The organism is Micromonospora sp. NPDC005367, from assembly GCF_040606825.1.
Lineage (GTDB): Bacteria > Actinomycetota > Actinomycetes > Mycobacteriales > Micromonosporaceae > Micromonospora.
Genome location: NZ_JBEXFP010000020.1, coordinates 107696 through 116796 on the forward strand (window position 1 = coordinate 107696; position 9101 = coordinate 116796).

Below are 9101 nucleotides of genomic sequence, written 5' to 3' on the forward strand. Positions count from 1 at the left end.
GCTCAGCAGCGATCCGGCTGCAGGACCACGTCGGTGTTGACCGTGCTACCGGAGCGCACCTTGACCCGCTTCGTCAGGCTGCTGAATCCGTCCTTCGCGTAGACCAGCGTGACCGGGCTGTCCCGCTTGTCGACCCAGAACGACCAGTTGCCGGCCTCGTCGGTCCACAGCGTGGTGGTGGAGTGTTTCGTCCGAACCGTGACGGTTGCGCGGGACAGCGGCGCGACGGAACCGGTGCAATCGGCGCCGCTGACCGTGCCGCTCACCCGGCCCCACCTCTTCGGCGGATCGACGTGCATGGTGACCTGGACCGGTGCGGGCTGCACCGGTCCGTCGACCCGGACCGCCAGCGCGGCGAGGTAGTCGCCCGGCTGGTCCACCGTCGACGTGTCGCCGGCGTTCAGCTTGAGCGTCACGGTCTTGCTCTGCCCGGGCCGCAGCGTGAAGGCGCGGTCGCTCTCGGAGAGCCACGGTACGTCGCCGGTCGGCCCGCAGATGTCGTATCCCGGCAGCTCCTGGGCGGTGGCGGTGGCCTCGAAGTACTGCCGTGCCCCGCCTACCCGGTACACGCCGCACGCGGCGGCGCCGCGGTAGAACGGCGTGGGCGCGTTCGCCAGGGCGTGCCATTCCCCGGCCACCGGATCGTACGCGTGGCCCTCGTTGGTGACCGACGACGTCGGTCCCGTACCACCGGCGACACCGCCGCTGAGCAGCAGCTGCCCGTCGGCGACCGTCGACGCCGCGCCCCACCAGCCGGTGGGCAGGTCGGCGGCGCGGGTCCACGCGTCCGTGCGCGGGTCGTACGAGTAGGTGGCAGCCGATCCGTCGCCCGTCGCGAGGTCCACACCTCCGGCGCAGACGACCCGCCCGGCCAGCCCGCCGCAGGACATGAACGCCCCGCTCGCCGGGTAGTCCGCCCGGCTGCTCCACCGGTCGCGTACCGGGTCGTAGGCGAAGACGGTGCTGGTGGCGGGCATGCAGTCGCCGACGGTGCAGCCGGAGACCACGTACAGCAGGCCGTCGAGCACGGCACCGCCGGCGGCGCCACGCGGGGCGGGCATCTGCGCACCGCGCGTCCACAGCCCGGTCGCCGGGTCGTAGATCTGCACGTCGGTGACCGCGTCCAGCGGGCCCCAGCCACCGGCGACGACGAGCCGGCCGGACAGGAACGCCGCCACCGGTCGCTGCACGGGCACCGGCAGGTTCGGCAGTGGGTACCAGAGCAGCCGGACCGGGTCGTAGACGTACCCCCTCGCGGTGGGTCCGTATCCGTCGGACGTGCCACCGACGACGTAGACCTTGCCGTCGTCGCCGCGGGCCATCGCCTGGTCCATGATCGGGCCGCCCGGGTAGTCGGCCATCGGCGCCCACGCCGGAGCGTCGGACGCCGTCGAGGCGCCCGTCGGGGAGGTGACGCTCGCCAGGGAGGTGGCGCGCTGCCCGCCGGCGGCGCGCCGGACGGCGGTGGCGCGCCGGACGGCGGTGGCGCCGCCGGGAACGCGCCGCGCCGGCACCGCCGCCGCGGCGGCGGCCCGTGCGCCGGCCGGGGCGTAGCCGCCGGGCTGCTCCACGAGGGAGACGTGCGCCTTGGCCGATCCGGAGTTGGTGACGGTGAACGACGCCTGCCCGCTCTCGCCGAGCCGCACGTCACGCGTCACGGTCGACCGGTCGACGGTGAGCGCCGCGGCGGCCAGCGAGAAGTCGGCTCGGGTGACCGTGTCGGCCGAGACGTGCACCGATCGGGTGAGGCTGACCCGGTTACGCGCCGACACGGTGAACTTCTGGTCGCCCACGCCCTGCCCGAACAGGGCGAAATAGCCGTCGCCGAGGCTGTCGTCGTCGGGCGTGGCCACCGACGTGGCCTGCGAATCCGGGTGGGCGACCGACGTCACGGTGGCCCCGTCGACGCCGTCGCCGGTGTTCGCGTCGAGGACCCGACCGGCGATGATCCCGCCGGCGATCGGGTCACAGGTTCGCCTGCCGACGTACACGTCGTCGAGTTCCCAGTAGCGGGCGAACTGTCCCGCGTAGTGGAACTGCACCAGCACCCCGTTGCGGTGCGCGGCCTGCGGGATCGGCAGGGCCAGCGGCCCGTTGATGATGGCCAGCGCGTCCTGCTTCCAGATCGTCGACCAGGTGGCGCCGCCGTCGACGGAGACGCGGACGTCGGCCGATTGGGTCGGCAGGTACCCGACGAAGCGGGTGCGCAGCCCGACGACGGGATGGTCGACGTCGGTGAGGTCGACCGGCGGCGTGGTGAGCGTGGTGTCCTTGCGGTCCTGCAACTGGGTGTCGATGAGGGCGAAGTTCCCGCTGCCCGTCGTCTCGTTGGTGCGTGGGATCACCGTGCCCCGGTTGAACTCCCACCCGCCGTTCTCGGTCGCGTTGTCGACCCGCCAGCCGGTCGGCACGCCGGTGGATTCGAACGGTTCGGCGGGCAGGCCGGCGTAGTTGTGGTGGTAGCCGGCGGCCGCGCAGATCTCGTCGTCCACCGGCACCGCGAAGTCGCGGCCGACATCGGTGGCGTCGACGGTGATCTGTGCGTCGGCGGTGCGGTACCCGGCCGGATCGGCCCGCACGCTCAGGGTCAGGGCGGAATCTTCAGGCACCCGCATGTGGTAGCGGCCGGTGAACGGATCGGTGCGTACGGCCGGCAGTGGCGTGCCGGGCGCGGACACCGTGGCGTACAGCGGCCAGCCGTGCCCGGAACCGTCCTTCACAGTGCCGGACAGGGTGACCTGGGGCTTGGCGTGCAGCGCGAGATCCACCGTGGCGGTCTGCCCGTCGGTGACCTCGACGTCACGGGTCACGGCGGCGTAGCCGAACGCGGCGACCGCCACGGTGAACGTGCCGACGGATTCCGTCACGTCGTACCGCCCGGCGGCGTCGGTGGTGGCCGTGACGCTGCGGCCGCCGCCGCTCACCGTGACGGTGGCGTTCGCGATCGGCGCGTGGCTGGTCGTGTCGGTCACGGTGCCGGCGAGATGGCCGTGCGGACCGGGTGCCCGGAACGCGGCGACACCGTTCGGTGTCCCGAGGCCCGTGGGGCCGTCGAATCCCGCACCGGCGGTGCACAGGTACGCCGCCGCCGGGTCGCAGTTGCCGTTCCGGCCCGTCGTGATGTCGTTGAGGCTGCCGGCCGACGCCGCGTAGGGGTACCAGTTCGGTGCGTCTCCGGCTGGCGTACGGCCGGCGAGGGCGTACACGCCGGCGATGATCGGAGCGGACAGGCTCGTGCCGCCGGCCTGCGCCCAGCCGTAGCCGCCGAACGTCTGGTAGACGGCCAGACCGTCGAGCGGGTCGGCGAGGGCCGACACGTCGGCGACGGTACGGCCGGGGCATCCGGGATCGGCCTGGAAGTAGGGCTTCGGCTCGACCGTGGAGCATCCGCTGCCCGGTGCGCCGGAGTAGTTGTCCCACACCTGCTCGGTCCAGCCGCGGCTGGTGGTGTCATCGCGGGTGAGTCTGGTACCACCGACGGCCGTCACGTACGGTGACGAAGCGGGGAACGACATGCCGTACCCGTAGTCGCCGGAGGCGGCCACGATCGCCACGCCCGGGTGCTGGTAGTGCTTCCCGTAGGTGGAGCTCACGTCGGGGTGTTCCGGGCCGCCGTAGGAGTTCGACACCACCTGGGCGTCACTGGCGACCGCCTGGTCGACCGCCTGGCCCAGGTCTGCGACGGAGTTGCTGTCGGCCTCCACCAGCAGGAGGTGACAGCGCGGGCAGACCGCCGACACGGTGTCGAGGTCGAGTGAGATCTCCCCAGCCCACGACTCGTCGGGGATGGGGAAGTCGTGGCCGCCGCGCTGGTCGATCTTCGTGAAGCAGCCGTTGTCGGTGGTGCATGGGGGCAGGCCCCAGTGCGCCCGGTAGACCGCGAGGTCCGCCTCGGCCGTCGGGTTGTCGAAGGCGGCCACGACCGCGACGGTGATGCCGTCACCACCCGACGCCGGCAGGTTGTACGCGGAGACCAGGTCGGCGGGCCCGTACCCGTAGACCGGCTCGTCGGCCCCGGCCTGCCGGGACGGCGCCGACGGCTGCGCGGGGGCTGTCGGCGGGATGCGGCGGATCGAATTGCACTGCGCGTACCCCACTTGCACGGGTCCGCTGCACACTCGCTCGACCCGCCACTCGCCGGACGGGCCAGAACCGGTCGCGGTGGTGGCGAGATCTGTGGCTGTCATGGCCGGCGGAGCCGCGTGGGCCACGCCGGTAGCACCTTGGGTGACCAGTGTGCAGACGGCCAGGGCGGCCACCGCGAGCGCGCGTAACGAACGACGCGACATGATTGCTCCTCCTCAATCGTGCCGGCACCGAACGTCACGGTCGTCATGCGTGGCCATGAGGGGATCCGACATGCGATCCACGTATCTTGATCACCGGCGGCGAGACATTAACAGCGGGACGGCCGGCAACGGTGCCCGATTCGGCCAGGTGCCCGTTCCGGACGCAGGGCCTATGCTCGCGCTGTGACGGACGACGGCGAGCGGGGAGCATGGGACCTGGTCGGGCTGTCCGACCTGGACCATCAGGTGTACCGGCGGCTCCTGCTCGATCCGAGGGCGGACGCCGAGTCTCACGCCGACGCGCTGCGATGTTCGACCGCGCAGGTACGTTCCGCGCTGGACCGGCTGGCCTCGCTGGGCCTGATACGCCACGACACCGAGATCGACGGCCGGTACCAGGCCGTGGACCCCCTCGCCGGCTTGGCCGCTCTGGTGCGGGAACGCCGACATGCCCTGGATCGGCTCGAGGCCGCGTCGTACGAGTTGTCCCGGGTCTTCGCCGCCGGACTGATGCGCACCGAACCACGACGGCTCTTCGAGGTGGTCGAGGGACGCACGGCGACCGCGAGCCGCATCCACGACCTACTCGGCTCGGCGAGGAGCGAGGTGGTCGGCATCGACACCCCGCCGTACGTCGCGCCGAACAGCACCCCCATCAGCGACGCCGAACTGGGTCTGCTGCAACGAGGCGTCCGCTTCCGCTCGCTGTACGCCAGCCAGGTTCTCGACGAACCGGCGCTGGTCGCCCGCATCCAGTGGATGGTCGACAACGGTGAGGAGGCCCGGACCCTGCCGCAGGTGCCCATGAAGCTGCTGGTGGTCGACCGGGAGACCGCCGTGGTGCTACTCGCCGGCGAAGACACCGCGCCGGAAACCCTTTCGGTGGTGGCGGCGCGTTCGGCGCTGACCGACGGCCTCCAGGCGATCTTCGAGCAACTGTGGTCGCACGCCAGCCCCATCCGGTTCGGGTCGGGCCGCCAGGACACGCGCGACGCCGACACGAGCAAGCTCATCGACCTGCTCAACGCGGGAATGAAGGACGAGTCGATCGCCCGTCACCTCAGGGTGAGCCCGCGGACGGTCCGTCGCCGGATCGCCGCCCTGCTCGACGAACTCGACGCCACCGGCCGGTTCCAGGCCGGGGTCCGCGCGGTCCGGCGCGGCCTGCTCTGACCCGGCTCGGCAGGCATGAATCAACCTGCCAGGACGTCGGCGGCAGAATCCGGCACAAGCCGGTTGACGAGATCATCATCAATGATCAAGATCGTGATTGTCTCGATGGTGGCCCGACGGGCATCCGAACGTGATCGAGACTCATCGTCCAATCCGGACGGCCAGACGATCTTGAGGAGCGCGGCGTATGCGTCGACGAAGGTTACCAAGCCTGTTACTGGGCACCCTGCTGGTGGGCGTCGCCGCGGTCGCCGTGACGGCCACCGACGCCCCCACGGCAGACGCGGCTCCGGCCGGCGCGCCACCGACGGCGGTCCCGGCCGGAGCCGCGACGACGATCACCCTGATCACCGGGGACCGGGTCATCACCGACGGTCGCGGCGGGACGGCCGTCGAGCGCGGGCCCGGCCGCGCCGGGATCGACTTCGTCAGCCAGACGGTCGACGACCACCAGTACGTCATCCCGGTCGACGCGTTGCCGCTGCTTGAGGACGGCCGGCTCGACCGGCGGCTGTTCGACCTGACGGCGCTGGCCGAGTTCGGCTACGACGACCGATCCGGTGAACTTCCGCTGCTCGTGTCGTACCCCGGCTCGGGCACGAGGAACGCAGCCGCCGCGCGTACGGCTTCGACCGTCGCCGGTGCCCGGGTGGTGCGGGACCTGCCCAGCATCGGCGCCCTCGCGGTCCGCGCGGACCGTGCCGGCCGCGCGGAGCTGTGGCAGTCGCTGACGGGCGGTACGGCGACCGCCCGCACGCTGTCCACCGGGGTCGACCGGGTCTGGCTGGACGGCAAGCGCACGATCGACCTGGACGTGAGCGTGCCGCAGATCGGTGCGCCCGCAGCCTGGCAGGCGGGCCTGGACGGGACCGGCACCACCGTCGCGGTCCTGGACACCGGCGTGGACGCCACCCATCCCGACCTGGCGGGACAGATCGTGGGCATGCAGAACTTCACCAGCACGCCCAGCACGGACGACACGGTGGGCCACGGCACCCACGTCGCGTCGACGATCGCGGGCACCGGCGCCGCCTCGGACGGCCGGTACAAGGGTGTCGCGCCGGGAGCCAAGCTGCTCATCGGCAAGATCTGCGGCGACCGTTCCTGCACGGAGTCCGACGTCCTGGCGGGCATGGCCTGGGCGGCCCCGCAGGCGCAGATCATCAACATGAGCCTCGGCGGCGGCGACACCGCGGGCATCGACCCGCTCGAGCAGGCCGTCAACGACCTCACCGCCCGGTACGGCACCCTGTTCGTGATCGCCGCCGGCAACGAGGGCGCCACGGCTCCCGTCGGCTCACCGGCCAGCGCGGACGCCGCCCTCGCCGTCGCCGCGGTCGACAGCAACGATCAACTCGCCTCCTTCTCGAGCCGCGGCCCGCGCGTCGGCGACCACGCGGTCAAGCCCGACATCGCAGCGCCCGGCGTGAACATCGTGGCGGCCAAGGCCGCGCACGGCGTCGGCGGCACCCCGGCGCCGGTCACCGGGTACACGAGCATGTCCGGCACCTCGATGGCGACGCCGCACGTCGCGGGCGCCGCCGCGATCCTGACTCAGGCGTACCCCGGCTGGTCGGCACAGCAGCGCAAGACCGCCCTGATGGCGGCGGCCAAGCCCACAGCGGGAATGACCGTGTTCGAGCAGGGCGCAGGTCGGGTCGACGTGGCGCGGGTGATCAGCCAGACGGTGGCCACCCAGGAGGGCAGCGTCAGCTTCGGCCGCCAGCCCTGGCCGCACGCCGACGACGCGCCCATCGTCAAGACCGTGACCTACCGTAACGACGGCCCGAACTCGGTGACGCTGTCGCTGAGCGTGCAGACCGCGGCAGGCGTACCGGCCGACGCCTTCACCACCGGCGCCACCAGCCTGACCGTGCCCGCGGGCGGCACCGCGTCGACCACGCTCACCGTCGACACGGCCGTCGACGGGCCGGACGGCTACTGGACCGGCTACCTGTCCGCCACGGCAGCGGGCGGCGTGCAGGTCCAGACGCCGTTCGCCGTCGACCGGGAGCGGGAAGGCCACGACGTGACCCTGGTGCACACCGGACGCGACGGGGCTCCAGCGACGACGCGCTACACCTCGATCGTCAACCTGGACACCTACGAGGTCATCTACGAGTGGACCACCAACCCCACGCCGGTGCTGCATCTGCCCAGCGGGCGGTACGGCATGTACACCTGGATCAACGGCCCGGACACCGACCCGACGCGCTACTCCTCGACCATGCTGGTGCAGCCCGCGTTCGTCGTCGACCGCCCCCTCACGATCCAACTGGACGCCCGGCTGGCCAAACCGATCTCGGTCACCGTGCCGAGGGCCGACGCGGTGCCGACCCTGATCGCGATCAACGCGACCTGGTCCGCCGGCCCGGGCAAGGGCGCCGTCGCGCTCAGCACGCCGGGCGCCTTCGCCGGGAACTACGTCGGACAGATCGGGCCGGACGAGCCCGCGCCGGAGTTCAAGAGCACGATCGGGGCGTCGTTCGCCGCGTTGACCGGCGATGCCGTACGCAACAGCCCGTACGTGTACGACCTGGTGTGGTTCGACCAGGGCGGCATGTTCGACGGCCTCACCAAGGCACCGAAGCCGGCCGATCTGGCCACCATCGAGTCGACGTACGCCGGCACCGGAATGCCCGGAGAGGACGGCATGGAAGCCAACGGCGGCCGCCTCGCGCCAGGCGACACCTACTGGACCGTGTACGTCCCGTTCGAGCTGCCGTTCCGCCGCACCGAATACGTCAACACCGACGGCGGGGTGGGCTGGAGTTCCACGTTCATGCACCGGGCGATGCCGGCGGGCAGCACCTACCCGGCGACGATGTACCAGTCGAACCAGCCCTGGCAGGCGTACCTCGGCGGGCGCACGTACCGGCAGTCGTGGAACCAGGCGGTGTTCGGGCCGTCGTCGACCAGCCCGACCGGGCCCGCCGACTGGGTGACCCGCACCGGCGACGTGATCCAGGCCGCGGTGCCGATGTTCGCCGACGGCACCGGCCGACCCGGCAACTCGATGGTCGCCGCCACCCGCGTCGCCCTCTACCGCGGCGACACGCTGCTCGGCTCCGTCGACAAGCCGGTCGGGCAGTTCACCGTGCCGGCCGGGCCGGCGACCTACCGGCTGGAGGCGTCGGCGACCCGCGCCGAACCGAGCACGTTGTCGACCAACGTGTCGGGCGTATGGACGTTCCGCTCCGGGCACGTAAACGGAGAGACGCCGCAGCGGTTGCCGCTGTCCACGGTGCGGCTCAGCCCGCCGCTCGACGAGCTGAACGCGGCACCGGCGGGCCGGCGCTTCGACATTCCGTTGACGGTGGAGCGGCAGCCTGGCGCCTCGATCGGGCGCACGAAGCGGATGTCCGTGGAGGTGTCGTACGACGACGGGCAGACCTGGCGACGGGCGGTCGTCACGGGCTCAGGTGACCACCGTGTCGTGAAGGTGAGCCATCCGAAGGCCGCCGGGTTCGTGTCGCTGCGGGTGCAGGCGGATGACGTGGCCGGAAACACGGTCACCCAGACCGTGATCCGGGCGTACGCCATCTCCTGATCCCGGGGCACCTGTCGGGGGGGGGGGGGGGGGGGCGCCCCCCCCCCCCCCCCCCCCCCCCCCCGGGGAGAACCAGAACCCACCCCCCC

Annotated in this window: 3 protein-coding genes; 2 read left to right on the top strand and 1 reads right to left on the bottom strand. The window is 72.1% G+C overall.

Translation table 11 applies throughout. The annotated features are described in order from the left end of the window. Positions 1–2 precede the first annotated feature (2 nt). Positions 3–4289, bottom strand: coding sequence for a carboxypeptidase regulatory-like domain-containing protein (locus ABZS42_RS16705; protein ID WP_355146083.1), 4287 nt, complete (start codon positions 4287–4289; stop codon positions 3–5). Between the two features lie 183 nt (positions 4290–4472). Here ABZS42_RS16705 and ABZS42_RS16710 point away from each other — a divergent pair, with 183 nt between their 5' ends. After that, entirely contained in the window at positions 4473–5462 is a 990-nt protein-coding gene (locus ABZS42_RS16710; RefSeq protein ID WP_355146085.1) for a hypothetical protein, read from the top strand. Between the two features lie 187 nt (positions 5463–5649). Next, on the top strand, positions 5650–9012 hold the full coding sequence (locus tag ABZS42_RS16715) for a S8 family serine peptidase (protein ID WP_355146087.1): 3363 nt from the start codon (positions 5650–5652) through the stop codon (positions 9010–9012). The last annotated feature ends 89 nt before the right edge of the window (positions 9013–9101 follow it).